We start from the raw sequence: 24,782 nt of genomic DNA on the forward strand, positions 1-24,782 counted from the left end.
CACTGCGATCCTTATTGCGCCATTCCCGGGCATTGAGGACCGCCAGCCACTACCGCGACGAACCGGCAGGGCAGTGCCTCACCGGGCCTGGTGTATTCGCGGTATCGGCTATCTGCCGGGCCAGTTGCGATATCAGTTGTTGCCATGCCGGGAACAGGGGGGCAATCCCGCCCGTCACAGGCAAGGTTAGCGTGCTATAACAACTCAGTCGTTCACGATGAGCCCCTTCGCGGGTCAGAAGTTGCCAGTCCGCCTCCAGGGAAACATTCTGTCCGGGCCTTGCATCGAACCGTCTCACCTGTAGCCATAGCCGTTGGGCGGGTAAAGCCGCATCCACAGACGTCAGAGAAACCGGTGTCTGTAACCGGGCCTCCAGTGCATTGCGGATTTCATCACTTAACGGGCTGAGCCACTGGTCGTTATTCAGGATATAAACGCGGTCAGTGCCTCCACGAACAATGATCTGCGACCGGTCAAGCGATACCGGGACCCCGACCGGCAGAATTTCCAGCGGGGCCAGTAACGACGGTACCGCCGGATGATCGGCCGCCCCGGTGCCGGTAAGCGTATGGTATCGGATGGCCGGTGAAGCACAGCCGCAAAGCAGGCAAAAAATTATCAGCCCCGCGATATGCCGGATATCACTCATGGGTAACTCTCCTTTCTGTCATGTGCCGTTCCGGTCGGTATTTCAGGGGACATTTCCTCCTGACGTCCTTTCAGCAGCGCTCCGGGCGATCGGCTTAACTGGTCGGTAAACAGGCGTACTGCGCGTAAGGTGCCATTGGCCTGCCGGAGTGTTTGTAGCAAACTGACCATCAGCGGCGAGTCTTCGGCCAGTAGATCCCGGACAGTTTGTGTCGTTTTCAGGGCCTGGCCTGTCAGTTGATTCACTGACGGTAATGTCTGAGAGTTGACCAGTGTTAAGGTCCGGTCCAGGCCGGCCAGCGTCCCGTCAAGATGTCTGCCAATGGAAACCAGAGGCATCTGATTAACCCTGGTCACAATACCGGCAATCTGCTCCTGTATTTTATCCAGTCCGCCGTTGATGGTCGGGAGCTCTATCGGCCTCGCCTGCAGGTTGAAAGGTACCCGGGGAGCATCGGCGATAAAATCCAGCGAAATATAAAGTTGTCCGGTCAGCAAATTACCCGGTACGGCCCGCGCGCGTAAACCGTTCGCTACCAGTTCATGGGTAAAGAGCGCCGCATCGCTTTGTAAATCGTCTGAAGTGCGGCCCGGTAACCGGGATAACACATGGCCCAGACGTGACGGATACACGTCAATATTCACCAGGGTCGGAAAGCGGTACCCCGTCGGGTTGTAGTCCAGCTCCAGTGAGGTGACTTTACCAATTTGTACGCTGGAAAATTCTACCGGTGCTCCGACGGTCAGGCCGCGCAGCGACTGGTTAAAACGCAACCGGAAGCGGATCGCCGGGCCGTCCGGTGAGGCCATCGCCGCATCCTGATCCGCCGCCAGTACATAGTGAGCTGCGGGCGGAGTTGTCACTCCCCCATTGGCAGGCGGGGGAGTAGCAAAGGCGATACCGCCTGCCATAATTGCCGCGACGGTTTCCGTTTTCAGACGGAAGCCGTTCGCGCCAACCGACAGGTCGAGTCCGCTGACATTCCAGAATCGGGTGTCCGGGGTCAGCAGATGATCATAAGGTGCGTCCACAAAGGCGGTAAGTGTGATACCACTACCATCTTCTTTCAGATGATAAGAGGCGATCCGGCCAACCTGAATACGGCGAAAGTACACCGGAGAGCCGATATCCAGCGATCCCAGATCCTGAGTCTCAATCAGTATCTGGCTGCCCGGGGTGTTATGGATCACCGCCGGAGGAGTTTCAAGGCCGGTAAAACGGGTAGCCGGCCGCGGCTGATAGCCTTTGTCGGCTTCAATATAAGCCCCGGAAATCAGGGTATCGATCCCGCTGACGCCATTCATGCCAATGCGCGGCCGCACCACCCAGAAGCGGCTATCGGTGCGGAGAATATTTTCGGCATTTTTATCGATACTTACACTGACCAGCACGGAGGCATCATCGTTGCTTAACGCAATACTCTGTACCACACCGATGGTGACATCCTTATATTTCACCGGGGTCTGACCAGCCACCAGCCCGGCCGCACTGTGAAACGTAATGGTAACTTCCGTACCGGTATCCAGTTGTGCGCGGATAAGCGTAAACAGTCCCCAGACCAGCGCCAGGACGGGCAACAGCCAGACCAGACGATGCCATCGGTTTTGCTGCAGAACACGGGGTACGGCAGGAGGCGCGTATTTCATTGAGTCGTTCTCCACAGCGTACGCGGGTTAAAGCAAAGCGCGGAACAAAGCGTCAGGATCACCACCAGACCGAAAAACAGGATCCCGGCCCGGGGCTCAGCCTCAGCCAGCCCGTTAAAACGCACCAGACCGCACACGACGGCAACCACCACCACATCCAGCATCGACCAGTAACCCACCCACTCTATTGCCCGGTAAAGTCGGGTACGCCTGAGCCTTTGCTGTTCACTCAGTTGCCGGACATTCAGCAGCAGCCGGATCATCACCAAAAATTTCAGACAGGGGATCAGGACACTGGCAATAAAGATAATGGCGGCAATTGCACAGGAGCCGCTGTGCCAGAAGTCAGCGACGCCCTGCAGGATAGTGCTTTCACTGCGCCGGCCAAACAGGGTAGTACTCATCACCGGCAGAAGGTTGGCCGGAAGATAGCAGAGCATGGCGGTGATCAGGCAGGCCAGGGAGGGGCTCAGACGATGATGTGGCTGAGCGATCAGGCTGTTACAGCGTACACAGCGCACAACAGCACCATCTTCCGGCTGCAGGCGAAATGCCAGACCGCATTCGGAGCAGCTACAGACCGCCGGATGACGGGATAAAGAAATATTATTCATGATGCGTTTTCACCTTGTGGCGGCGGGCAGAAAGCAGCGACCACAGAGGCTGCAGGTCATAGCTGTTAATAATGATCAGTAAAATCACAGAGGCCACCATCGCCGGGCTGCCGGGACCCGGTGCAACGTCGAGAAAAGAAGAGAGCTTCACTGCCGCGACCAGGAACCCTGAAACAATGACTTCCGCCATACTCCAGGGGTGCAAACGTGCCAGTAGTTTCATCACGACCACAAATCCGGGCGCTGGCTGTCGGAGACGGGCAAACAGCAGCACCCAGCCGGTGAGCAGGATTTGTATTAACGGCACGCCGATCAGCAGGCCTGCCGTCAGGATCCCGGTAAGCACCGAAAAGCTCCCGGTGATCGCCAGAATGCCTTGTAACAGCGTGACACTGCGGGTCAGCCCGTGAGCCGTCACTGTCATCACCGGCATCAGGTTTGCTATCAGGAAGGTCACCAGCGCTGCGAAACAGAAAGGCAGCAGATCCTGCAGGGTAAATGCACTCCTGCGGTAAAGGACAGTCGCGCAGCGCCGGCATTGCAGGCTGGCTTTCCGGTCAGAAAGCCGGTAACGGTAAACGCTTTCGCAACAGGGACAGACGATGAGATGCGGGTAAATTTTCATAGCAGCTCTGAGGGGCCGGAGACGGGCTGCGGGCAGCGATATCCGGTGTCCCCGGAATACGTTACCCTCAGATCCGTGCTGTCAGTGGGAGATCCGCCCCCGGGCCTGGCCCGGGGGCGGGCAGCCTTATTTCAGTAATTCAAGTAACTGATCGGCACCCTTATCGATACCGGTTTCTGCGGCACTCATCGAACCGAAGGTTGCGCCGATATTCATGGCATTCGGATACTGATGGGTAATATAGGAGCCAAGCAGTTGATTTGTGCTGGCGTCATAAATTTCAGCGGCGTAATTCACTGAACCGCTAAACATTCCCCGGCCGCCACGGATAGACTGCACGATATTATAGGGGCCGCCGGCCAGATCAAACTTAGTGACGGTACCGACCACCTGTGTGGTTGTGGCAGCTCCGGTCAGCGTAAGCTTCAGACGCAGGGTGCCGGGGGTGGCTTCGGTAGTTTCGACAAACCTTTCGCGCAGCGTTTCAGCAAATTTATTCTGCATATAGCGGGCGAGATCCTGACGATCGGACTGTGACAGGTCACCGAACTGGTTGTCTGTTCCCTGATAAACGGTGACCGGATCAATGATGATATTGCGGTATTTTTTCCAGTCAGTACGGGTCACAAAATGGTACGGAATTTTGTCAGCGTCTTTGCCGGTATTCACGGTCATCTGTGATGCCGAACTTACCCCGGAATAGCGCGGTGGGGGATTACCGGCACAGCCTGCCAGCACAACAGCCACCAGCAATATCATCGATCGTGAAGCCCGCGGGAATGTCATCATAGTTAAATATCCTGTAATTATTTGCCAGAGGTATGGATGAGTTACTGTGTCTTTAGTGATCCCCGTGATGGCGGGGATCAACCCGATCCTGTAATAACTGTACAGTCTAGTTTTGCATTGGCAGTGTAAAACTGTCAATCGGTGTTTCCGGATGTGTCATTCATCAGAAGAGTCGCTCCTTTTGTAGAGGGGTTTCATTTTAGTTGTTAAATATCATGGTGTTACTTTACTTTTATTGGCAGAGTACCGGGCAGGCAGAGAAGATAATGTAATGACTATGTAAGGACAAACAGCAGGAAAGTGCGGGTCATAGTATAATTTCAGATAAATGAACCGAGGTGTACAGTTTTATTGCGGGGCAGCCGTCTGACACTGAGCGGCTTTATAGATCCGCTGAGCTTCCTGTCGGTACGCCCGCTATTTCTGTTGAATGGAGGTTATATGCTAAGAAGAGTAATGAATGGCAACCGCCGTTTTTTCGTTCTTATCGTTACCAGGTTTTGACTACAACATTTGTCGCGAAGATATTAATCACGTCTATCTGATCAGGGGGAAGTGTCAGGCGTTAATCAGCCCGGATATTGACTGCTGAGAACTGAGAACAGAAGGCGAAAGAGTTTATCACTGACAGATTCGGGTCTTGCCATTAAAATAATATTGCGTTCATATCCTTTGCCGACGGGTAACTGAGTGAGTCCTGTCGCGATGGCAGAAAGTCCGGGCCAACGAGGAAGTAAGCTTATCCCCATTTTTTCCCTCACCAGAAGTGTAATAGCCTCGATACCTTCCAGTTCCAGCAACTGATTTGGCTGGAGAGCATTGTCATCCAGATATTGTTGTGCCAGACGCCCTCCCCATGAACCGGAGGCATAACGGATATAAGGTCTGGTTTGCAGTAAGTCAGACACATTACTCTCAGGCGTATCTGACAATAATATTAGCTCTTCAGCGTAAAGCTGTTGCCAGCGATAGCATTTAGGGATATCAAAGGGAGGCTGTACGATAATTGCCACATCGATAATTTCCTGTACCAACGCATCATAGAGTGCACTTGAGGTACCGGGGGTGATCTGTGGACGAATATCCGGCGCTTCATGGTGTAATGATAACAGGGCACGCGGGAGAATGCCTGTCAGTACCGTCGAAATAGAACCCATCTTCATGCTGCCACTGAGCGTATTTGTCTGAATATCGCTACGCAGCAATTCGACATCACGGACAATACGCCTGGCTCTGGGTAATATGGCCATCGCGGCATCCGTGGGTTTTGCGGTATGTCCCATTCTGTTAAGTAATGTTGTACCGAGCATTTCCTCCAGTACCTGAATTCTCTGACTCACTGCGGCTGCGGTGATCCCTTGCTGACGGGATGCTTTGGCAATGGAACCACATTCAATCGCTGAGATCAGACTTGCAAGGGCTTTGCTATCCACAACTTTTCCTTACGAACGAATATATAAAAACATGCTATTTCTTTTGTACATGATTTGAGAAGCTCTCTCAATACCTGACCGGAGAAAGACGATGAAATCAGTATTTCACCTTGCTTACCACGTTAACGATCTTGATGAGAGTCGCCAGTTTTATGGTGATTTATTAGGGTGTACTGAGGGCCGGAGTACAGAAACCTGGGTGGATTTCGATTTTTTCGGACATCAGATATCCCTGCATTTAGGTGAGCCTTTTAAAATTACACTTACAGGAAAAGTCGGTGACCATTGGGTCCCAATGCCTCATTTAGGGCTGGTACTGAGTCTTAACGAATGGCAAGTCATTGCCCGTAAACTACAGTCAGCGGCGATTGACTTTATTTTGCCACCCCAAAAACGATTTGCCGGGGAACCCGGGGAGCAATGGATTATGTTTTTTCAGGATCCCTCCGGAAACCCGATAGAAATTAAGGGATTCGAAGATTCATCACAGTTATTCGCTCAATAGCAAGCTTGATTAAAAAATCTACGCTGGCATACCCGACATTATTATTGCCCGACAAGGTCGGATTAAAAGATCAGGTGGATCCGGAGTCATCCTGCGTGTGCTCATTAAGGGTCTTACTTAGAAAATATCTTTGCAGGTATACAGAATGTCTCAAAATAACACCGACAGCCGACTGGCAAAAAGAGTATCGCGTACAGAATTATCCATGACGGTGCAAATTGCACAACGCGCCCGTGAGTTACAAGCCAGCGGGAAGAAAATTATTAATATGGGTGCAGGAGAGCTGGATTTTGAGACTCCGGAGTACATCAAGCTCGGTGCCATTAAAGGCATTATTGAAGGGCAGACACGATACACTAATGTCAGGGGAACATCAGACCTGACGGAGGCTATCTGTCAGAAGTTTCTGGATGATAATCACCTTATCTATTCCGCCGCAGAGGTCATTACCGGAACAGGGGCAAAACAACTATTATTTAATGCATTTCAGGCAACGTTGAATGACGGCGATGAAGTGATTATCCCCGCACCTTACTGGGTTTCATACCCTGAAATGGTACGATTAGCGGATGGGGTACCGGTAATCATTACCACTGCTGCAGAGCAGGGATATAAAATAACTCCTTCGCAATTGCTTAATAGTCTGACGCCGAAAACTAAGTGGTTACTGATCAATTCACCCGGTAATCCCAGCGGAGCTATTTATACCCGGCAGGAATTACTGGCTTTGGCCGCTGTACTAAAAGATTATCCTCAGGTGCTTGTCCTGTCAGACGATATTTATGAAGCAATTACCTTCGATGCTTCCTTTATTTCCTTTGCCACAGCCAACCCCGGTTTCAAAGAGCGTACCCTTACACTGAACGGTGTTTCGAAAGGTTATGCCATGACAGGCTGGCGTCTCGGTTATGCCGGCGGACCGGAATGGCTGATTCAGGCCATGGAAAAAATTCAGGCACAAAGTACTTCAAATGCAAGTTCTATCAGTCAGGCCGCAGCCACTGTCGCCCTGACGGGAAATCATTCCTTCCTGACCGTCTGGCGGGATATATTAAAGACCCGCCGCGATCATGCACTCGATATCCTGAATGCGTCACCTTACCTTAAGGCTGAAAAACCCCAGGGCGCTTTTTATTTATTTGTCGACTGCCGGTCAATATTCGGAAAAAGCCCTGAGGGCGGATCTCCTTTATTCAGCGATCAGGATATTGCCGGTTTTCTGATTGAGTTTGCCGGAGTGGCTGTCGTTCCCGGCAGTGCGTTTGGTATGCCGGGTCATTTCAGACTGGCATTCAGTATTAACAGTGAAGATCTGATGACAGCTTGCCGGGCCATTGTCGCCTCTGTGGAGAGATTAAAATGACGACAGAATTACTTCCAGTGCCAGATATGACTCTGGCGGCTGAATTATTTACACAACTTCAGGGCATGAGTTTTGATGGCAAAGGAATTACCCGGGATGCGTATGGGCCCGGAGAGCAGCGTGCTCACGAACTGGTCAAACATCTGGCAGAAGTTGCCGGTTTTGAAGTCCTCACCGATGCCGCTCTCAATCTCTATATTATTCTTCCGGGGCAAGACCGACAGGCCAGTAAGATTGTCGTTGGTTCACACCTGGACTCCGTGCCTGCAGGAGGAAATTATGATGGGGCCGCAGGCGTTCTGGCAGGACTCGCGATAATTTTTGGCTGGAAGAACGCCGGGCGGGTTCCTCCCTGTGATTTAATGGTCATTGCTATTCGGGCAGAGGAAAGTGCCTGGTTCCCGATTTCCTATCTTGGCAGTAAGGCTGTACTGGGCGAGCTTAATCCTACAGATCTTACGATACCCCGTAAGGATACCGGTATCGCTCTCCGGCAGCATATGATTGACTGCGGTGGTCAGCCGGATAAATTAATAAACGATCCTCCTTTATTTCATCGTACCGATTTTCGTGCATTTTTAGAAATACATATTGAACAAGGGCCAATACTTGAAAGTGCCGGTATTCCTGTGGGGATTGTCACCGGTATTTGTGGCAGCCTGCGTTATCGTTTTGCCAGAACGTACGGACAATATGCGCATTCAGGGGCTTGTCCTTCCTATTGCCGACAAGATGCTGTTATTGCAACGGCTGAATTGGTGAGCGAAATGCATCGTTACTGGCATGCAATGGAAAAAGAAGGTCACGAACTGACGGTAACTTTCGGTCGATTTTTTACTGATGCTGTTGATGCCGATATGAGTAAAGTGAGCGGGCTTGTCGATTTTTCCATTGATTTCCGCTCCCGTGATCCTGAAACACTGGAAGTTATTCATACCCACCTGCAACAGACTGCTGATATTTTGGCTGAGAAACACGGGGTTCGTTTTGATTTCGGCGCGCAGACGCGCAGTAAGCCCGCCAGGATGGATCCTGTCCTGGTGACGGCATTACAGGATGCTGCCCGGGAACTAAAAACTGAGGCACAATTGCTGAATAGTGGTGCCGGTCATGATTGTGCTCAGTTTGTTAGCTGTGGTGTGCCTGGCGTGATGTTGTTTATCCGAAATCAGAACGGCAGCCACAATCCTGATGAGGCGATGGAATTCACTGATTTTTGTTGTGCGGTGAGTGTGCTTAACCAGGCGATTTATAATCTCCTTTACACGGATCAAAACTGATTCAGACGGCTGATGATACCATCGCGAATATGATCTATATGGGCAGCAACCAGACGTTGTGCTACTTCTGGTTGATTGTCCCTCAGCGCTTGTATAATTTGCAGATGCTCACGGTGCCCTTCCTCAAAACGTTCCGGAGTGGCTGAAAGATTAAACATATGGGTCTTTAGCCGCAGGGTTTTAATATAATCGGCCATCATTTTGTTTCCGCAGTGGGAAGTAATAAGATCGTGAATTCTGGCATCCGCGGCCCAGTCATCGTCTGTCAAAGGAACTTTTTTAATCAATAAGCCCTCAATCAGAACCTGCAGGGTATCCAGTTCCCGGAGAGGGATTTTTCCTGTTGCCAGTCGGGTAGCCTCTGCTTCCAATACACGTCGTATATGCAGTGTCTCAATCAGTTCCTGAATGGAGAATTCTTTAACAACGGAGGTGCGTCCCCCGTGTCTGGCAATAAACCCCTCATTTTCAAGGCGGCTTAGCGCGTTTCGTACAGGTGTCCTCGAAATATGCAGCATTTCAGCCAGCCGTCGTTCCTGAAGTACGGTGTTGACAGCAAATTGACGATTAATAATGTTGTTTAAAATAATTTCGTAGGCTTTCTGGCTGAGGTTCTGTTCGCCATTATCTGCCTCCGGGATTAACTGGTCAGCAAGCGCCATGATCGATTACTCATATTAAGATGAATGAATACACAGCGGCGGTCGTATGAGGACCGCCAGAAGTGACAATAAGTGCTTTCAGAATGTTTGTGAAGTCTGCAACTGTAACCGGGTGCTCAGCGTCCGGAGAGGATCACTGTGGTAGTGTACGCACCGGGTCCTTAGGCGCAGGGTCGAAACCAATGATTGCAGACGTCACTTTGGCATAAGTACCGTCTTTTTTCATATCAGCAAGCGCCTTATTCACAGCCGCGACCAGGTGAGGTTTACCTTTAGCAAATGTAAAACCTTTCTGAACCTGACTCAGGTAGCCGGGAACCTGAACAAATGGCAGGTGATTATGGTTAATCAGATAAGCATTACTTATTGAATCATTAATCACCCCATCGATATTATGATTTATCATATCCTGTACAGCTGAGGTGATATCACTGTAGTTTTTCAGATTGGCACCGTGGGCGATTGCCAGTTTGGCATAAGTGGATGACACCTGAGCACCGATAGTTTTTCCTTTCAGGTCATCCGGGCTTTTAATATCGGTATTTGCAGGCGCCATAATTCTTCCTCCTGATTCAATCCAGGCATCTGCATAGACCACAGATTTCTGACGTTCCGGAGTAATATCAATTGCAGCCATACTCATATCGAACTTATTCGCTCTCAATCCGATGAGAATGGAGTCCCATTTTGTGACGACAGGAACAAGTTTGAGGTGTAAACGTTTGGCCACTTCAGACATAACAGCGATTTCCAGACCGCCAATCTTTCCGTCCGGCCCGCGCATGCTGTAAGGAGGGTCAGTACCTTCAGTGGCAACAATAAGTTCACCGGGTTTCAGTAATTCGAGTTTATCGTTCTGATCTGCATAGACTGCAGAGGACCCCAAAAGACTGCTCAGGACAAAACCATAAATAAGCGATTTCATTTTCATGCGATAACTCCTGTGATGACAATAGAATAATGTGTATTTAAAAAGCTATTGATACCTTTCCTGGCGGCGTTCAATCCAGCTACTAAACTGCGTCAGCAGGGAGGTCATCAGCAGATAGATCACCGATGCTGCGATATAAAATTCAAAAGGACGGAATGTGCTGGAAATAATCGTTTGTGCATACAGGGTGACATCCATCACCGTAATTGTTGAAAGCAGGGAGGTATTTTTCAGAGCGGCAATTGCTTCGTTGGTGAGTGACGGAAGTACAATCCGGAATACCTGTGGCAGGATAATTCTGCGCATAACATCACTACGTGACATACCGAGTGCATAAGACGTTTCGATCTGACTTTTGGGAATAGCATTGAGGCCGGAACGAAGAATTTCAGCCACATAAGCACCGCTATTCATTGCCAGTGCAATAACACCTGCGACAAAGGGAGAAAAACTCAGACCGAATTCCGGGACTCCGAAATAGATAATAAATACCTGTATTAAGGCCGGGGTTCCCCGAATAAACCAAATATAAAATTCAGCAATCTTTCTGAAAAAGACAATTTCAGAACGTTTTGCCAGTGCGGCCAATAACCCAAAGACCCAACTAAGGATTATTGTCAGCAGAGTGATCGCGAGCACGGTTATCGCTGCCGTCAGAAACCCACGACCATAATCCTGTAGATCCTGATAAAATTGAATCATGCTGCATTTCCTTTAATCGCTTTGATGTCGTCGTGTAAAATGCGGCTGAGAAATTGACGCAGACGCGGGCTTTCAGGCCGTGACAGAACTTCATCCGGCGTACCATCGACCGCCATGACTCCCTGATCAAAAAACAACACCCGGGAGGATACCTCGCGGGCAAAAGCGATTTCATGGGTCACCAGCAGCATGGTCATTCCTTCTTCAGCCAGAGACGCAATAAGGCCCAGCACCTCACCGACCAGTTCGGGGTCAAGGGCTGAAGTAGCCTCATCAAACAGCATCATCTTAGGTTTCATTGCCAGCGCACGAGCGATAGCAACACGTTGCTGTTGTCCGCCGGATAAACGCGCCGGATATTGATCTCGTTTGTCGAACATTCCAACACGCTCAAGTAGTTCATTTGCGATACTGATAGCTTCCGGACGTGATAATTTTTTGACCCTCATGGGCGCTTCAATAACATTTTCCAGAACCGTTTTATGTGGCCAGAGGTGGTAGTTCTGAAAAACCATCCCTATCTGCTGACGTAACATCTGAAGTTGTTGTTTATCCGGTTGATCACGAGCGCCATCACGAAAATCAAAGGAAAATTCTCCAAAGTTCATAAATCCGCTCTGTGGCATTTCCATGACATTGAGGCAGCGTAAAAATGTACTTTTACCTGAGCCACTTGCTCCGATAATGGAGACCACTTCACCCGGATAAACCTCCAGGGCCACGTTCTTTAATACATGAAGCTCACCATAACTTTTATTAAGTTCACGTATTTTTAGTAAAGGTTGTCGGGCTTCGTACATTCGGCTGTTCCTCTGCATCTGAATACGGAAATTTTATCGTCAATAATCCGCGAGCTATCGTTCATCGGGGGGGAATAACAAGGACAATAATTTCTCTGGTAAAAACCCCTGATTTAGCCAAGAATGTTTTTTATTGGCATACCAAAGAAATGCAAAGAGAATGCCAATAATTTATTACCTGACGAGGATTAACTTATGACGCAAATATGCTGGGTGCCTCACCCTATTAATCACATTGGTATCAGCAGGTTAGAAGATTCAGGGTTTACGGTTATCCGTGGTGAATGTCCGGATGATCCTGCATTGCATTCCCTTATTACTGCCGCTATTTTCCGTAGTGGGAAATTTACAAGCACAATGATGGGGCAATTTCCGGCGCTAAAAGTCATCGCGGTGCATGGTACCGGAACGGACGGTATTGATCTCCGGGCCGCGACAGAGAAGGGGATTGTGGTACTCAACACTCCGGGAATGAATAGCCGGTCAGTGGCCGAGCATGCAATGGCGTTATTATTCGCTCTGGCAAAACGGATCACTATCGCCGACCAGGCTGTGCGTAATAATGAATATACCTCAGTGAAATATCTCGGAGGATTTCAGGAGATTATGGGGATGTCTCTGGGGGTTATTGGATATGGTGCCACCGGACAAATCCTGGCCCGACTGGCCACGGGTTTAGGTATGACGGTTCGGGTATTCTCATCCCAGCCAGCCGAAACGATAAACCTTGCCGGGTGTATCAAGGCTGCCAGCCTTGAATCGTTACTCCGTGAAAGTGACTACGTTTCCTTACACGCACCCTCAACCCCGAAAACGAAACATTTGATTAATGCGGACCGGCTGGCTCTTATGAAGCCAGGTGCCTGTCTTATCAATACCAGCCGGGGCGCATTGGTCGATGAAAATGCACTGGCAGAAGCATTACGTCACGGGAAACTGGCAGGGGCCGGATTGGATGTCTTTGAACAGGAGCCTTTGCCTGTGGATTCCCCGCTGATGTCAGCACCCAATATAATTCTGACGCCACATACCGCAGCTTCGACGGAAAGTGCTATGCGTAATATGGCGTTGGCCGCGGTACAGGGCATTCTGGATGTGGTTAATCACCAGCGACCATCATTTCTCGTCAATCCCGCCGTTTGGCCGGAACGCTGAGGTTTACGCAGGCGACTCAATTTTTACTTCGGATAACTTCGGACATCGGGGCAAAAGTGATGCCCTGATTTTCAAGAAGAAATCGGGCCTCCTTCGCCATCGCGCCCGCACCGTGGGAATCACCATGTACGCAAACCGAATCTATTTTCACCGGGATCCGTTGGCCGTTGACGGTGGTAATTTCTGAGGATCCTATCATTTGCAGGAGACGCTCACTGGCAACCCGCGGATCATGAAGCACCGCGCCAGGTAATCTGCGGGAGAGGAGATTACCATTGTCAGCATAGGCCCGGTCGAGATAAACCTCTCTGATCACCCGGAGTCCCTGACGAAGCGCTGCTTTCTCAGTACACATTCCGGGCATAACCACCATCAATAACTCTTTATCAACCTGATAAATTGCCTCGGCGACTGCGCTGGCCATATCTTCATCCTCAGCGGCCATATTACCGAGTGCACCATGGGTTTTGACATGCTGTAACCGGAGGCCCTGACTCTCAGCCATAGCCTTGAGTGCACCAATCTGATAAATCATCATATTGCGAATTTCACGGGATGAGAATCCTTTAATCACTCGCCTTCCGAAACCAGTAATATCGGGAAATCCGGGATGTGCGCCCACAGCGACATTTTTCTGACGTGCATTTTGCAGGGTGGTGAACATGACTTCCGGATCACCCGCATGAAAGCCGCAAGCGATATTTGCTGAAGTCACGATGTTAAGCATCTCTTCGTCGTCACCCATTTCCCAGACCCCATAGCTCTCACCCATATCGCAATTCAGGTCAATCAGCATTTTATTCCCCTAATCGTCTGATAATTATATGTTTACAGAATTGATAAGTATTTGCTCTGATACCGTTTATTGACAGTAATACCTATGGTATGCCAGAAGTATTCCACGAGCTAAGATCAAATATGTATGTCAGGGGGGTTACAGGTGAACGATAAGACGCTCCCGGGGGATTGGGTAGTTCAGCCCATTGCAGACCAGGCAATAAATATTGATTTTGGTGAAGTGATTAATACCAGGGTCAATGAGCGGGTGACATCGCTGGTTGCTGCCATCAAAAAAAGACAGTTGCCAGGCATCACTGGTTTAGTGCCTGCTTACCGGTCGGTTACGATTTCATATGACGCATTAATTATTCGTCAGTCAGAGTTAATCCATGTCCTTGAAGAATTAATCGTCTGCGGAAATATGCTTAAACACGCCGGTAAATGCTGGCAAATCCCCGCCTGTTATGGGGGAGAGTATGGCATCGATCTGCTGACCTCCGCATCGGCATTAGGCTTAACTACCGATGAGCTGATTTCACTTCATAGTGCTGCTATTTATCGTATTTATATGATTGGTTTTATGCCAGGTTTTGCTTATTTGGGAGGGCTGGATGAACGCTTACATTTGGCCCGGCGGACATCCCCACGGGCGGAAGTTCCTGGCGGAAGTATCAGTATCGGCGGGCAGCAATCAGCGATTGGATCTGTGGCTGCACCCAGTGGCTGGCATTTACTGGCAAGGACACCGGTTAAAAACTTTGATCCAAACAGAGAACAACCTTTCCTTTTTAATGCCGGTGAAAACGTTCGTTTCATTCCTGTGAGTGAACGGGATTACCTTGATTTAATGGCCGAAAGAGACTTTCAGCCTGAGTGGGTCACTGTAGCATGAATTATTTTGAAGTATTATCAGCAGGGCTGATGTCAACGTTACAGGACAGAGGCCGTTTCAGTTACCAGGATTGTGGCGTTCCTCCATCGGGTGTCATGGACGATTTGAGTTATGCTATTGCTAATGCACTGACGGGGAATGATGCCGGTGAGGGAGTTATAGAGTTCACTTTAACAGGCCCCAAACTCAGGCTCTGTGGTGATTCTCCCTGTATATTTGCGGTGACGGGTGATGCCGTGGTCACGTTGAATGATGTGCATTGCGCCATTTATCATTCTCATCAGATGAACCCCGGAGATGTACTCCATGTTCAGAGAGTCCGGTCCGGAGCAAGGGGATATATCGCAGTGGCCGGGGGATTCGATGTACAGCCACAACTTGGAAGTGTCTCTACGTTGAGCCGGGCACGTCTTGGAGGATTTGAAGGAGGGTCGTTACAAAAGGCCGCAAAACTTCCTCTTCGGCCACTCTCTGAGAAGAGGCAATATAATATCACCAGCGACCGGATTTTCCCGCAGAGGGAAAAACGTCCTGTGCGTGTCGTTCCGGGACCGCAGGATAATTATTTTGATGATGTCGCATGGAAACTATTTACCCGTCAACAATACAGACTTTCTACTCAATGTGACCGCATGGGGTATCGTCTCATCGGCGAGCCAGTGACGCATTTGCGGGGGTTTAACATTATTTCAGATGCCATTTCATTGGGGAGTATTCAGATCCCTGGCGATGGCCAGCCTATCATTGCCATGAATGACCGGCAGACAACGGGAGGATATCCGAAAATTGCCACAGTCATAAGAGCTGATCTCGCGCGTCTTGGGCAGCTAAAACCCGGCGATAGTCTCAGCTTTGAGCCGATAACCGTTTCCGGGGCCGAGACGCTTTGGTGTGGCCGGCAAAAGCTTCTGAACGATCTATGCCGTAAATTGCGATCAGCGGCCAAATCCACCGATAAGTAATGCCGGTTTATAGGTCATCAGTGTTAATACCGCCCCTTATGAGCGTCTCCGCGACGGCAGGGGGCATGACCGCCATTGGCGGTCAGCCTCAGGAACATCCGTAAAGATATCTAGACATCCAGACGCTCATTTTGTAGAGTGTTGATACTTTGCAGATACTTATCTGTATTACCGGCCAACGATAAACAGCGGGCATTTTATGAGTAAAGAAATCATCATTCTCGACGGGGGAATGGGCCGTGAACTGGCCCGCAGGGGAGCACCTTTTCGCCAGCCGGAGTGGTCAGCTCTGGCATTGATGGAAGCGCCTCATTTCGTCCGACAGGCACATGATGCATTCATTGCAGCCGGTTCTCAGGTGATCACCACCAACAGCTATGCGGTCGTCCCTTTTCATATTGGCGAACAACGTTTTGCAGAACATGGCCCCCGGCTGATCCGTCTGGCTGCGTCTCTGGCCCGTGACGCTGCGAATGCCGCCGGACATCCGGTGAGCGTTGCGGCCTCACTGCCGCCGGTTCTGGGCTCTTACCGTCCTGATTTATTCAATCCGGAACAGGCCCGGAAGCTGATGCAGGTAATGATTGAAAATCAGCGCGACGCTGCGGACTTGTGGCTGGCAGAAACATTGAGTTCGCTGGCGGAAGCACACTTCGTTGCTGAGATGCTTAACGGTGATGACCGTCCGCTGTGGCTCGCGTTTACACTCAATGATGAACTCACCCCCTCCGGCCGGGCGGTGTTACGCTCGGGTGAAGCCGTCAGCGCCGCAGTATCCATGGCGGTCGGCTGTGGCGCTGAGGCCATTCTGTTTAACTGCAGCCGTATTGAGGTGATGACCAGTGCGGTTTGTGAAGCGCAGGAAACATTACAATCTCTGACCCGACCGGTTGCTATCGGTGTTTACGCCAATGCATTCGACCCCTCGGATGCGAAGCATGGTGCTAATGAAGGACTCAGTGAAATGCGTAAGGATACCGGCCCGCAGAGCTACCTTACGTTTGCCAGAGAGTGGGTAACCTCAGGTGCTTCCATTATCGGAGGTTGCTGTGGGATCGGGCCGGAACATATTGCGGTACTGAGTAAAACACTTAATAACTAAAACAGTGCTGCCCCTGCCTGTTAACGGACGGGACAGCGACGAGGGGAAACCCTCTTTGACAGGAATACAGATTATGATCGATCGTCGTTCATTTATTAAAGCGGCCGGGGCTATGTCGGTGGCTGCATCAGCGTCTTCACTCTGGCCACTGGCAGATGCCTTTGCCGCTACCCCACAGGTCCCTAAAAAAGGCGGGCACCTGGTGGTGGGTATTGATAACGCGTCGAGCACTGACAGACTGGACCCGGCTTTCTGGTTTGAGACCTACATGTATTTTGTCGGTTCGCAGATTTTCAACAGCCTGGTTGAGATCAATGAACAGGGTGAACTGGCTCCGTCTCTGGCCGAGTCCTGGTCATCCACCGACGGCAGTAAGACCTGGATCCTGAAAATCCGTCAGGGAGTTCAGTTTCATGATGGCCGTAGCCTCAGCGCTAAAGATGTGGTGTATTCACTGAATCACCACCGTGGTGAAAAATCGACTTCACCGGTAAAAGGGTATCTTGACCCGGTTGAATCGATTGCAGCGACCGGGAACTATGAAGTTACCCTTCGTCTGAACTCCCCGGATGTAGAGTTCATTTGGTTACTGAGTGATGTTCACTTTGTCGTGACTGCTGAAAACGAAGATTTTGACAAAGGGATCGGCACCGGTGCCTTTATCCTCGAAAAATTCCAGCCAGGTGTGACCACACTGACCCGGCGTAACCCGAATCACTGGAATAGTGCCCGTGGTCATGTTGACTCGGTTGAAACGCAGGCAATGAATGATTCTACGGCCAGGGTTGCCGCACTGGTCAGTGGATCAGCCCAGCTGATCAACCGGGTCAATCCACGTATTGTCAGCCGCATCCAGCATATGCCGAATATCCGGCTGGTCCGTGCGAAGGATAGCGCTATCTATACCTTCCCGGGACTGATGAACCTGCCACCGTTCAATACGGTGGATGGTCGACTGGCATTGAAATATGCCATAGACCGTCAGCAGATGATCGATACCGTTCTTGGCGGTTATGCAAGTGTCGCGAATGATAATCCGATCTTCCCTTCGAACCGGTATTTTGCCAGCGATATTCCGCAGCGACCTTATGACCCGGACAAAGCCCGTTATCATTGGAAAAAATCCGGCTTCAGCGGCCCGCTGACTCTGTCAGTGGCAGATGCCGGCTTCCCGGGTTCGGTTGATGCAGCTCAGTTGTATCAGCAGTCAGCGGCTAAAGCCGGTATTCAGCTGAATGTTGACCATGTCCCGGATGATGCTTTCTGGAATGATATCTGGAAGAAAAAAGCCTTTGTGTCATCCAATTGGTCAAACCGTCCGACAGCAGATGCGATGTTATCACTGGTTTTCACCAGCCAGGCCCCGTGGAATGAGTCAAACTGGCATGTGCCAGCCTTCGATGCCATGGTGAAGGCTGCCCGCGGTGAAAGTGATGAAGCGAAACGTAAGCAGATTTATCATGATATTCAGGTGATGCTGGTGGATCAGGACAGTGAAGTTATCCCGTTGTATGCTGATGCACTGGACGGTTGTACCCGTAAAATACAGGGGTTTACCTCGGTTCCCGGTATGCCTCTCAGTGGCAACCGTGCGGCCGAAAAAGTCTGGATCGCCTGAGAAGGTATTACTGATGTCTGAAATTTCCTCGCAACGGCCTTCGGGCCGTTCATCTTTACTACGCCTGATTGGCTGGCGTCTGGTCTGGGGTGTACTGACCATGCTGGCCGTTTCGCTGCTTATTTTTGTCGGTGTTCAGTTACTGCCGGGTAATGCGGCGACGGCTATTCTGGGGCAGACAGCCACCCCGGATGCCATTCGTGAACTGAACCTGCAACTGGGGCTGGATAAACCCGCCGTCAGTCGTTATCTGGGCTGGTTACTGGGACTATTGCATGGCGATTTTGGTCTCAGTTATACCAGCCGTACCGCGATTGCCGGTCCTCTTTTTAGCCGTCTTGGGAATACATTGTTCCTTGCCGGGTGTACTGCTGTGATTGCAGTGCCGCTGGCATTGCTGATTGGGTTCCTGGCGGTCCGTTTTCAGGGAGGGGTCATTGACAACCTGCTTAACGGTCTGTCCCGCACCGCTGTTTCGTTACCGGAATTTTTTTCAGGCTACCTGCTGATTTTTATTTTTTCTATCACGTTAGGATGGGCACCGAGTAACAGTGCCCTGACGCCGGGAATGGGACTGGCCGATAAGCTCGCAGCGATTTCTTTGCCCTGCATCACACTGGTACTGGCTATCGTCGGACATATGAGCAATATGACCCGTGCGGCGTTGATTGCTACGCAAAACGCTGCCTGGGTGGATACCGCTTTACTGAAGGGGCTGTCTCCCGGCCGTATTCTGTGGCGTCATGTGTTACCGAATGCGTTAGGGCCAGTGATTAACGTGGTCGCCATTAACCTGGCATACCTGATGGTCGGAGTCGTGATTGTTGAGAACGTTTTTGTCTATCCGGGACTTGGCCAGTATATGGTCGACAGTATCAGTAAACGTGACCTGCCGGTGATGCAGGATTGTGCGCTGTTACTGGCCGGTGTGTATGTATTGCTCAATCTGCTGGCGGATGTCTTGTCTCTGTTAGCCAATCCGCGGTTGCGTCATCAGAAGTAACCGCAGATGTCGTTTAAGGAATCTGAAAAAATGCCCGCATTAAAACCTGTCGCCGTACTGGGACTGACAGGGCTGACCCTGTTTATCCTGATTGCGATTTTTGCCCCCTGGCTGGCCCCGTTTGACCCGGATAAGATTGTCGGCGGTGCCTGGCAAGCACCCGATGCCCGACTGCTGCTGGGGACAGATAACCTGGGACGTGATTTGTTGTCGCGAATGATTTGGGGCACCCGGGTCTCCCTTGGGATCACGCTGATTGCCACACTACTGGCATTTGCGGTAGGCTGTTCTCTCGGCTTTATCGCCGGCCTGACAGGCGGTTGGCTGGACCAGCTGATCTCACGAGTCAATGATATGATAATGGCTGTGCCGACACTTATCTTTGCATTAATTGTACTGGCTGTTTTGCCGAAAACGATGATAACACTGACACTGGTGCTGGGGTTGCTGGAATCCACCCGGGTGTTACGCGTAGCAAGGTCGCTGGCAGAAGAGGTCGGGGTGATGGAGTTTGTCGATGTGGCACGGTTACGTGGAGAGTCGATGGCCTGGATCCTCTGGCGGGTCGTTCTGCCGAATGTACGGCAGACACTGGTCGCAGAGTTCGGCTTACGTTTCATTTTTATTCTGCTCTTTCTGTCCGCTCTTTCCTTTCTGGGCCTGGGGGTTCAGCCACCGACGGCAGACTGGGGCGGCCTGGCGCGAGATAATAAGGATGGCATTTTATTTGGTGTCTGGGCCGCGCTGGTACCCGGGGTAGCCATTGCACTGCTCTCCCTTTCCATTAATTCCGTCGCTGACTGGCTGATGAGTGCACAGACCCGTCGCTGGGGAGGTGCTCATGGCTGAGCCTTTGTTGCAGATTGATAATCTGGTGGTGACTACGACGGGGAAAAGCCCCCGCCGGCTGGTTGATTCGGTTTCACTTTCTCTGAAACAGGGCGAAGTCCTGGGGTTAATTGGTGAGTCCGGGGCCGGGAAGTCCACCATTGGACTGGCGATCCCCGGGCATTGTCGTGCCGGGATGCGGATTGAGTCCGGACGTATTATGTTTAACGGCACTGAACTGACCGGATTATCCACCCGCCGGTTACGTGCGGTCCGTGGACGGCATATTGCCTATGTGGCTCAGTCTGCCGGTGCGTCATTTAATCCGGCCATCTGTATCGGTGATCAGGTCATTGAAGCCACAATTAAACACCGTATTCTGACACGAGAGCAAGCCAGACTTCGGGCCATGGAGTTGTTCACAAGGCTCGGGTTGCCGGATCCCTCAGGTTTTTATCAGCGATACCCGCATCAGGTTTCCGGCGGACAGTTACAACGGGCAATGATTGCTATGGCGTTATGCCCGGGACCGGAACTGGTCATTTTTGATGAACCTACCACTGCGTTGGACGTGACCACTCAACTGGGCGTATTACAGGCGATTTCAGAGGTGATCCGTACCAGCGGTGTTGCGGCCATCTACATCAGTCATGATCTGGCTGTCGTGGCACAAATCAGTGACCGTATCATGGTACTGCAGCACGGCAAAATGGTTGAAGAGGCAGCCACAGAACACTTGCTGGAAAACCCGACAAAGCAGTACACACACCAGTTGCTGAGCGCACAGGGGGAGGGTAAACGCCCTTTACCGGCAGATCAGCCGGAATTGTTAGGTATCAGCAGCGTCTATGCCGGTTATCACCACCAGCCGGTGCTGAAAAACATCAATTTGTCATTACAAAAGGGCCGCACACTGGCCATTATTGGTGAGTCCGGGTCCGGTAAGTCGACACTGGGGAAGGTGATCTGTGGGCTGCATCCCAACGATAAGGGTGATGTACTACTGGAAGGGCAGTTGCTGGGGCGTGGTTTGCGGAGTCGCCCCCTTCGTCAATTGCAGGATATTCAGCTCATCCATCAGATACCGGATACTTCGCTTAATCCGCAACAATCAGTGGGAGAACAGATTGCAAGGCCGCTGGAATGTTTTACTTCTCTGGACCGCTCACAGCGTGAAGCCCGGGTAAAAGAGTTACTTTTACAGGTAGGTTTACCGGCAGAGATCGCCGGGCGATTACCCGCAGCCCTTTCAGGCGGCCAGAAACAGCGAGTCTGTATTGCCAGAGCGCTGGCTGCAGAGCCCAGGCTGATTATCTGTGATGAACCCACTTCAGCACTGGATCCGCTCGTTGCCCGCGATGTTCTGGCATTATTACGGGATATTCAGCAACAGACTGCCGTAGCCTATTTATTTATTACCCATGACCTGCAGGTAGTACGGGAAATTGCAGATGAAGTCGCCGTGCTGTTTCAGGGGGAAGTGATCCGTCAGGGACCGGTGAGAGAGGCTTTGCAGGAGCCTTTGGATAACTATACCCGGCAGTTACTGCGCTCAGTCCCTGAAATGCGCAGGGGCTGGCTGGAGGAACAACGTCAGTTGACCGGAAGTGATAAACCGGCGTAACCCTCCCGTTAAGCAGAAAATGCCTGCCGGACCCGGCAGGCAGGCCCCTTTGTCTGAGAGAGCCTGAAAAAATAGCCTGCATAGAAGGCTGATGCCGGGGCTGAAATTCATGAAAGTTACATAAAGTTACTGACTCTCTGCTTCACAGCGTTTTCATTATGCTTTATTTTCTATTAACGCGCTGACGACGGGGGGCTTATGCCATTTTCCGGTGTTTGTATCAAAATAACCCCGGCATTCCGGGCGGCCTCAAAACACGGGTGTAATGCCTGCAGCTAAGAAGTCTTCGCTTTCATCGGGTTACCGGCATACTGATCATAGCCACAACAGCGACGGACTCAGATGACCCGCCACAACCTGTTTACCGGTAATATCGCTCCCCGGGGAGGAAGATTTCATGCATGCCCGTCTCCGGGGCGGGAGTTCAGCTACCTTCAGGATAGCCGGGATAACCGGCTATCAGGAAACACCGGCGGCTTCTCAGTGTCGTCTCTGCCGGATGTCGCAGCCAGAGTCAATGAGGCGGGGCCCGCAGTGCTATCGGCACTGGCAAAGAGCAACAGTCAATGGAGTCTATCGCTATGAGTGTTATCACTACAACTGCACTGCAACGTCGACGCGGAGCCGATGTTTTGCTGGAGACACTGGCCAGCGAAGGGGTGGAATATATTTTTGGTAATCCGGGTACCACGGAATTGCCGCTGATTGATGCACTGTTACGTAATCCGGCACTGAAATATATCCTTGCGCTGCAGGAATCGAGTGCGGTCGCTATGGCCGATGGATATGCACAAGCCTCGGGGAAACCGGGGTTCCTGAATCTGCATACCGCCGGGGGCCTTGGCCACGGGATGGGAAATCTGCTTAATGCGAAGGTATCACGCACGCCACTGGTGGTAACTGCCGGGCAGCAGGATACACGCCATTCTTTCAGTGATCCTCTGTTGTATGACGACCTGGTGAGTATCGCAGCGCCTGCCGTAAAATGGGCAGAGAACGTGGTCAGTGCGGCTCAGATACCGGTGCTCATCCGGCGGGCATTTCACGATGCGAATGCGGCACCCGGCGGGCCGGTATTTCTTGCGTTGCCGATGGATATTATGGATGAAGTCAGCGATGTTCCCATCGGTGAGTCGTCCCGGATTGATCAGCGGGCGACGGCAGGCTCACTGCCGCATCTTGCGAATTTGCTTGCAGATTATCCGCCAGGAAAAGTCGCGCTGATTGCCGGTGACGAGATTTACAGCAGTGATGCCTCGGCTGAAGCGCAGCAGGTCGCAGAGTTGTTAGGGGCGCATGTGTATGGTTCATCATGGCCTTCCCGGATCCCGTTTCCGACCTCTCACCCTTTGTGGCGGGGCAATATGCCGACCACAGCACAGGGTATTGCGGATATTCTGCATAATTATCAGGCTATTTTCGCATTGGGCGGTAAGTCGTTAATTACTATTCTTTATAGCGAAGGGTCTGCTGTACCGGAAAGTTGTGCGGTTTATCAGCTCTCTGCCGACGTGAAAGATCTCGGGCGCTCTTATGCAACCCGCCTTTCAGTCGCAGGAGACATTAAAGTGTCACTGAGGGCAATGTTACCGATACTGGAAAATGCCACGACAGCGCAACGCGACCTCTATGAGGCACAGATAGCACAAGCCGGAGATGAAAAGCAGCGGGCGCGCGAAGCGCTGGAAAAAGAGGTCGAAGCAAAATTCGGGCTTCCGGTCATCAACCCGCTGGTCGCGGCCCATGAAGCCGTACGCGCCATCGGCCCGGACGTGGCAATCGTGGATGAAGCTTTATGTGTTTCTTCGCTGGTGCGTAAGTTTCTCTCCAGTGATCAGGCCGGACAGTACGGGTTTATGCGTGGCGGGGCGCTGGGCTGGGGAATGCCTGCCGCCGTGGGTTACTGTCTGGGACGGGATCGGCATCCTGTGGTCTGCCTGGTCGGGGATGGCGCGGCCATGTATTCACCGCAGGCAATGTGGACTGCTGCGCACGAAAATCTGCCGGTGACTTTTGTGGTGATGAATAATCAGGAGTACAACATCCTGAAGAATTTTATGCGCGGTCAGCAGCATTATACTTCCGCACAAACCGATACCTATATTGCGATGGATATTACTCAGCCGAAGATAGATTATCAGGCGCTGGCTGTCTCGATGGGACTGCCCACACGATGCATCCGGAAGGCGTCCGATATCGCACCGGCGATTGAGGCGGCAATCGCCAGCGGTAAACCCGGTCTTATTGAAATCATGGTCAGCGCCGGATAATTTTCATCCCTGTGATCCGCTGCCACGGGTCACAGGGCACGTTTTTATTGCAACGGTGATGGCGGTCTGCCAGTGAATGCCCCTCTCTGAGCTTCGCTCAATATCCTGTCCGTTTACACCAGAGAAGCTGGCCTTTTAAGGGGGGCGGGCATCTTCGACGGGCGTCAGAACCCATATACATACCGACGGGTATGCATTATCTGTGGATTTCCCGGGAAAATCATAATTCCGGCGCTTATGTTGAATGATAATTCCCGGTGGTTTGTTATAAACCATATTCTGTTATGACGCGAAGGATCAATATTTTTAACTCCCCGGTTAAAGGAAGATATAAAAATGGCGTTTTATTAGATTCCCTATTGAATGTCAGGAATTAAAATTATTTAAGTAAATAACGCAGAATCAAAATAGCTAAAATGCAGGTTTTCTGATCCTCATTAATATATCAATCCGAAATCAACGGTACGATAGTTATCATAGCATGAACTCAATCCGCTAATAATAGTGGGCAGGATCACTTTTCCATTTTCCGGAATGATGAAATCATTT

The 24,782-nt window shown here is 51.1% G+C and carries 24 protein-coding genes; 13 read left to right on the forward strand and 11 right to left on the reverse strand.

The features are described from left to right. Positions 1-49: 49 nt before the first annotated feature. The 6 genes from GTPT_RS09320 to GTPT_RS09345 form a co-directional block, all read right to left on the reverse strand. A complete protein-coding gene (locus GTPT_RS09320; RefSeq protein WP_051170861.1) occupies positions 50-649 on the reverse strand; it encodes a PqiC family protein in 600 nt (199 codons plus the stop codon). Then, positions 646-2,295, reverse strand: a complete 1,650-nt coding sequence (locus GTPT_RS09325; RefSeq protein ID WP_029990988.1) for a PqiB family protein — start codon at positions 2,293-2,295, stop codon at positions 646-648. The genes GTPT_RS09320 and GTPT_RS09325 overlap by 4 nt, the downstream gene beginning before the upstream one ends. After that, a complete protein-coding gene (locus GTPT_RS09330; RefSeq protein ID WP_029990986.1) occupies positions 2,292-2,909 on the reverse strand; it encodes a paraquat-inducible protein A in 618 nt (205 codons plus the stop codon). The genes GTPT_RS09325 and GTPT_RS09330 overlap by 4 nt, the downstream gene beginning before the upstream one ends. Then, the gene (locus GTPT_RS09335; protein ID WP_038011305.1) at positions 2,902-3,534 is read right to left on the reverse strand and encodes a paraquat-inducible protein A; all 633 of its coding nucleotides are present in this window, start codon (positions 3,532-3,534) and stop codon (positions 2,902-2,904) included. Before GTPT_RS09335 ends, GTPT_RS09330 begins: the two co-directional genes overlap by 8 nt. A 126-nt stretch (positions 3,535-3,660) precedes the next feature. Beyond that, on the reverse strand, positions 3,661-4,323 hold the full coding sequence (locus tag GTPT_RS09340; protein ID WP_025903514.1) for a DUF3313 domain-containing protein: 663 nt from the start codon (positions 4,321-4,323) through the stop codon (positions 3,661-3,663). A 569-nt stretch (positions 4,324-4,892) separates the two neighbouring features. Continuing rightward, a complete protein-coding gene (locus tag GTPT_RS09345; RefSeq protein ID WP_029990983.1) occupies positions 4,893-5,756 on the reverse strand; it encodes a LysR substrate-binding domain-containing protein in 864 nt (287 codons plus the stop codon). A 91-nt stretch (positions 5,757-5,847) separates the two neighbouring features. Between GTPT_RS09345 and GTPT_RS09350 the strand changes: the two genes are divergently transcribed. From GTPT_RS09350 to GTPT_RS09360, 3 genes are all read left to right on the forward strand, one after another. Next, complete coding sequence (locus tag GTPT_RS09350) at positions 5,848-6,261, forward strand: VOC family protein (RefSeq protein ID WP_029990981.1); 414 nt, start codon at positions 5,848-5,850, stop codon at positions 6,259-6,261. A gap of 145 nt (positions 6,262-6,406) precedes the next feature. After that, positions 6,407-7,624 carry a pyridoxal phosphate-dependent aminotransferase gene (locus tag GTPT_RS09355; protein ID WP_029990979.1) on the forward strand — a complete coding sequence of 406 codons (1,218 nt, stop codon included), beginning with the start codon at positions 6,407-6,409 and terminating at the stop codon, positions 7,622-7,624. Next, positions 7,621-8,904: a Zn-dependent hydrolase gene (locus tag GTPT_RS09360; RefSeq protein WP_029990977.1), complete on the forward strand. Its 1,284-nt coding sequence runs from the start codon at positions 7,621-7,623 to the stop codon at positions 8,902-8,904. The genes GTPT_RS09355 and GTPT_RS09360 overlap by 4 nt, the downstream gene beginning before the upstream one ends. Here the strand turns inward: GTPT_RS09360 and GTPT_RS09365 are convergent. The 4 genes from GTPT_RS09365 to GTPT_RS09380 all read right to left on the reverse strand — a co-directional run bounded on the left by GTPT_RS09365 (position 8,895) and on the right by GTPT_RS09380 (position 11,999). Then, a complete protein-coding gene (locus tag GTPT_RS09365; RefSeq protein ID WP_051170859.1) occupies positions 8,895-9,566 on the reverse strand; it encodes a GntR family transcriptional regulator in 672 nt (223 codons plus the stop codon). The two genes, GTPT_RS09360 and GTPT_RS09365, sit on opposite strands and share 10 nt — an antisense overlap. A gap of 133 nt (positions 9,567-9,699) precedes the next feature. Continuing rightward, entirely contained in the window at positions 9,700-10,497 is a 798-nt protein-coding gene (locus tag GTPT_RS09370; RefSeq protein ID WP_029990975.1) for a transporter substrate-binding domain-containing protein, read from the reverse strand. 45 nt (positions 10,498-10,542) lie between these two features. Then, on the reverse strand, positions 10,543-11,199 hold the full coding sequence (locus tag GTPT_RS09375) for an amino acid ABC transporter permease (RefSeq protein WP_029990973.1): 657 nt from the start codon (positions 11,197-11,199) through the stop codon (positions 10,543-10,545). Beyond that, positions 11,196-11,999: an amino acid ABC transporter ATP-binding protein gene (locus GTPT_RS09380; RefSeq protein ID WP_029990971.1), complete on the reverse strand. Its 804-nt coding sequence runs from the start codon at positions 11,997-11,999 to the stop codon at positions 11,196-11,198. The genes GTPT_RS09375 and GTPT_RS09380 overlap by 4 nt, the downstream gene beginning before the upstream one ends. Positions 12,000-12,194: 195 nt before the next feature. On the opposite strand from GTPT_RS09380, the gene GTPT_RS09385 reads away from it, so the two are divergent. After that, the gene (locus GTPT_RS09385; RefSeq protein ID WP_029990970.1) at positions 12,195-13,154 is read left to right on the forward strand and encodes a hydroxyacid dehydrogenase; all 960 of its coding nucleotides are present in this window, start codon (positions 12,195-12,197) and stop codon (positions 13,152-13,154) included. A 16-nt stretch (positions 13,155-13,170) separates the two neighbouring features. Here the strand turns inward: GTPT_RS09385 and GTPT_RS09390 are convergent, their stop codons facing one another. Continuing rightward, positions 13,171-13,950, reverse strand: coding sequence for a LamB/YcsF family protein (locus GTPT_RS09390; protein ID WP_029990968.1), 780 nt, complete (start codon positions 13,948-13,950; stop codon positions 13,171-13,173). A gap of 144 nt (positions 13,951-14,094) precedes the next feature. Between GTPT_RS09390 and pxpB the strand changes: the two genes are divergently transcribed. The 9 genes from pxpB to GTPT_RS09430 all read left to right on the forward strand — a co-directional run bounded on the left by pxpB (position 14,095) and on the right by GTPT_RS09430 (position 24,233). Next, positions 14,095-14,826, forward strand: coding sequence for a 5-oxoprolinase subunit PxpB (gene pxpB / locus GTPT_RS09395; protein WP_029990967.1), 732 nt, complete (start codon positions 14,095-14,097; stop codon positions 14,824-14,826). Further along, complete coding sequence (locus tag GTPT_RS09400) at positions 14,823-15,788, forward strand: 5-oxoprolinase subunit C family protein (RefSeq protein WP_038011308.1); 966 nt, start codon at positions 14,823-14,825, stop codon at positions 15,786-15,788. Before pxpB ends, GTPT_RS09400 begins: the two co-directional genes overlap by 4 nt. Before the next feature lie 199 nt (positions 15,789-15,987). Next, a complete protein-coding gene (locus GTPT_RS09405) occupies positions 15,988-16,890 on the forward strand; it encodes a homocysteine S-methyltransferase family protein (RefSeq protein WP_029990964.1) in 903 nt (300 codons plus the stop codon). Between the two features lie 76 nt (positions 16,891-16,966). Continuing rightward, complete coding sequence (locus tag GTPT_RS09410) at positions 16,967-18,508, forward strand: ABC transporter substrate-binding protein (protein ID WP_029990962.1); 1,542 nt, start codon at positions 16,967-16,969, stop codon at positions 18,506-18,508. Positions 18,509-18,521: 13 nt separating this feature from the next. After that, positions 18,522-19,511 (forward strand): ABC transporter permease, encoded by a 990-nt coding sequence (locus tag GTPT_RS09415; RefSeq protein ID WP_029990960.1) that lies wholly within the window; start codon positions 18,522-18,524, stop codon positions 19,509-19,511. Positions 19,512-19,541: 30 nt separating this feature from the next. Further along, positions 19,542-20,360 (forward strand): ABC transporter permease, encoded by an 819-nt coding sequence (locus GTPT_RS09420; protein ID WP_029990958.1) that lies wholly within the window; start codon positions 19,542-19,544, stop codon positions 20,358-20,360. Next, positions 20,353-21,963 (forward strand): ABC transporter ATP-binding protein, encoded by a 1,611-nt coding sequence (locus GTPT_RS09425; protein WP_029990957.1) that lies wholly within the window; start codon positions 20,353-20,355, stop codon positions 21,961-21,963. Before GTPT_RS09420 ends, GTPT_RS09425 begins: the two co-directional genes overlap by 8 nt. Positions 21,964-22,305: 342 nt before the next feature. After that, complete coding sequence (locus tag GTPT_RS17495) at positions 22,306-22,548, forward strand: hypothetical protein (RefSeq protein WP_145959587.1); 243 nt, start codon at positions 22,306-22,308, stop codon at positions 22,546-22,548. Further along, the gene (locus GTPT_RS09430; RefSeq protein ID WP_029990955.1) at positions 22,545-24,233 is read left to right on the forward strand and encodes a thiamine pyrophosphate-binding protein; all 1,689 of its coding nucleotides are present in this window, start codon (positions 22,545-22,547) and stop codon (positions 24,231-24,233) included. The genes GTPT_RS17495 and GTPT_RS09430 overlap by 4 nt, the downstream gene beginning before the upstream one ends. Positions 24,234-24,782: the final 549 nt, after the last annotated feature.

The organism is Tatumella ptyseos ATCC 33301, assembly GCF_000735525.1.
Classification (GTDB): domain Bacteria; phylum Pseudomonadota; class Gammaproteobacteria; order Enterobacterales; family Enterobacteriaceae; genus Tatumella; species Tatumella ptyseos.